This is a genomic window from Microcystis sp. LEGE 00066 (genome assembly GCF_015207925.1).
Classification (GTDB): Bacteria; Cyanobacteriota; Cyanobacteriia; order Cyanobacteriales; family Microcystaceae; genus Microcystis; species Microcystis ichthyoblabe_A.
Map to the genome: position 1 here is coordinate 1 of NZ_JADEVX010000308.1, position 2,974 is coordinate 2,974.

Annotated in this window: 3 protein-coding genes; all 3 read right to left on the minus strand. The window is 43.0% G+C overall.

From position 1 onward, the window contains the following. Nucleotides 1-230 precede the first annotated feature (230 nt). Entirely contained in the window at nucleotides 231-380 is a 150-nt protein-coding gene (locus IQ224_RS22855) for a hypothetical protein (RefSeq protein WP_004157100.1), read from the minus strand. Between the two features lie 41 nt (nucleotides 381-421). Next, a complete protein-coding gene (locus IQ224_RS22860) occupies nucleotides 422-751 on the minus strand; it encodes a hypothetical protein (RefSeq protein ID WP_004157097.1) in 330 nt (109 codons plus the stop codon). Between the two features lie 393 nt (nucleotides 752-1,144). After that, nucleotides 1,145-2,728 carry a photosynthetic/respiratory NAD(P)H-quinone oxidoreductase subunit D1 gene (gene ndhD1, locus IQ224_RS22865; protein ID WP_002778562.1) on the minus strand — a complete coding sequence of 528 codons (1,584 nt, stop codon included), beginning with the start codon at nucleotides 2,726-2,728 and terminating at the stop codon, nucleotides 1,145-1,147. Between the last annotated feature and the right edge of the window lie 246 nt (nucleotides 2,729-2,974).

The following is a 2,974-nucleotide window of genomic DNA, read 5'->3' on the forward strand; positions in this document are numbered from 1 at the left end:
GCGAATTGGCGGAGTCAATCCCGCCGATATTAACGCTTTATTAGTGTATCTAGAAATGCGGCAGATGTCGGCAGTTAAAAGTTAGGAAATAATCCTGATTATCAGCGATCAAGAGTTCTTATCGGCTCCTTAATTAAGTAGCTGGTTATAATTAAATTAAAAATGGATTTTAGGTTCGATCCCCCCTTAGTCCCCCCTTGATAAGGGTAGGGCTGTTTCATTCTCCGAATCTAATTCTTTTTTTTGCTACTTTCTACTTTGGTTAATCGTTCATCAATTTTGTCGAATTTTTGATTGACATCCCTTTGTAGAGAGTCTATTTTTCCCTCAATCCTTGTTAGAACAGCTTCTAGGGAATAAGTCACGGTTTCGTTAGACATGAGCTAAACTCCTATATTTTGCTATGTTGCGACCGCGCTATTTAGGGGTTGCCACTGAGTAGAGAAAATCTGATACTAACGGTGATTATTGCCCCGATACCGGCACTAATTCCCCCAACAATCAGAGGTAAAATTAACCCTCGAAATCCCTGTAAGTCAGAAACAGACTTAACTAAAACAGATTGTTCATTTTCTACTTTCTCTAATCTTTTATCGATGCCCTCAACCTTAAAGCCTAAGGCTTTAATCTCCCCTTTTAACTCTGATTGTCCTATCTCTAGCTTGTTAACATCCCTTTGTAGAGAGTCTATTTTTCCCTCAATCCTTGTTAGAACAGCTTCTAGGGAATAAGTCACGGTTTCGTTAGACATGGGCTAAACTCCTATATTTTGCTATGTTGCGGTCTCGCGTAGCGAGCGCGTTGCGACCGCCTAATCTTCTTTGGGTGCGATTGCTCCAGTGGGGACTAATTCTGATAATTCTCCAGGCTGTACTCAGTAGCGATCGCATTAAAATAATCACACAATCAATTAAAAGTATAATAATACTAAATCCATTGAGTACAGGCTAGTTATGAGGAGAGGCACTCATGCAATAGGCAATGGGCAAAAGGGAGAATAAATAATCATTCTTTAATAACTGGATTTAATATTAGTAAAAATTATCAATTGAATGTTAAGAAGTGCGGAAATTGGGATTTAATACTGCTCACTTAAAACTCAAATCTGATAACTGGTAACTGGTAACTGATAACTGATAAATCCTTAGATTTCGGGTGCTTTTAGGGAATAAAGGGAGAAACTAGCGGTTTTTGCCTTGGCCTGTTGCACTAAACTGGGGACAGAATTACGCGCTAGGGCGGTTAATTTATTGGTAGTAGCATCGTAAATTGTCGTGGCCACTTTGGGATAGAGTCCAATGCCGATAATTGGCACTAATAGAGAAGCGATGATAAAGACTTCCCGGGGTTCCGCATCCACTAGGACATGGTGTTCTTCTAATTCCTTATTTTCCGGCCCGTAGAGAATTTCTCGCAACATGGACAAGAGATAAATCGGGGTGAGAATGACACCGATAGCTGCTAAAAAGACGATAATAACCCGGAAAGTGGGACTATAGGCATCACTGGTGGCAAAACCGATAAATACCATTAATTCCGCCACAAAACCGCTCATACCGGGCAAAGCTAGGGAAGCAAGGGAACAGGTGGTCCACATGGCAAAAACTTTCTTCATTTTCTTGCCGACACCGCCCATCTCGTCTAACATCAGGGTATGGGTGCGATCGTAGGTACAACCGACCATAAAGAATAAACTTGCCCCAATTAGTCCGTGGGAAATCATCTGTAACATCGCCCCACTTGTACCAATATCGGTAAAGGAAGCCATACCAATCAGGACAAATCCCATGTGAGAGATGGAAGAATAGGCAATTTTGCGCTTAAGATTGCGTTGGGCAAAGGAAGTTAAGGCAGCGTAGATAATATTAACTACCCCTAAAATCACCAAAACGGGGGCGAAAACGGCGTGAGCATCGGGTAACATCCCCATATTCATGCGTAGGAGCGCATAACCACCCATTTTAAGCAAAATTCCCGCTAGTAACATATGGGCAGGGGCAGTGGCTTCGCCGTGGGCATCCGGCAGCCAAGTATGAAGAGGGAAAATCGGCAGTTTTACCCCGTAGGCAATCAGAAAACCAGCGTAGAGGAATAATTGCAGTTTCAGGGGGAAGTCTTTACCAGCAATAGTCACCATGTCAAAGGAGACGGTATCGCCATAAAAAGCCATCGTCAGCGCCGCTACAAGGATGAAGAGAGAGCCTCCGGCGGTGTAAAGGATAAATTTGGTGGCTGCGTAGAGACGGCGTTTACCGCCCCAAATAGAGAGGATCAGATAGACGGGGACTAATTCTAATTCCCAGACGAGGAAGAACAGTAACAGATCCTGCACTGCAAACACTGCAATCTGTCCCCCGTACATCAACAGCATCAGGAAGTAGAATAGTTTCGGTTTAAAAGTGACCGGCCAAGCCGCTAAGATAGCTAGAGTGGTGATAAATCCCGTTAAGATAATCAGAGGCATGGAGAGGCCATCGGCTCCTAATGACCATCTTAGGTCAATTTCTGGCAACCATTGGTAACTTTCCACTAATTGCAGATTGGGATTAGCGAAATCGTAACTGCTATAGAAAGCGTAGATAATTAGGGCAAAGTCGATTAATCCCACCGTCAGAGCAAACCATCTCACGGTTTTACCGTCTTTATCGGGAATTATGGGGACCAATAAAGCAGCGACGATGGGAAAAAGGATGATGGCAGTTAACCAAGGAAAGTTCGTTAGATTCATCGGCTGTTTTAATATTTATTTAATCGTCAGAATCGAGAAATTAAGCTAGGGCTTTTTGGCGGTTTTACCTAGCAAAACCGCCTTTTTTTCGCTTGTTCTCGCGGTTACATTTGACTGCACCTAACCCAATCTAGCAATTATTCTCCCGTCCTTGTCTGTTAATATTGTTAAGTTTCAAGAGACTTACAGCCTAATTAAGGTTTGCTAAAAAAGTTTTTCGGTGGGGACAGGGTGTGGGGTGTGGGG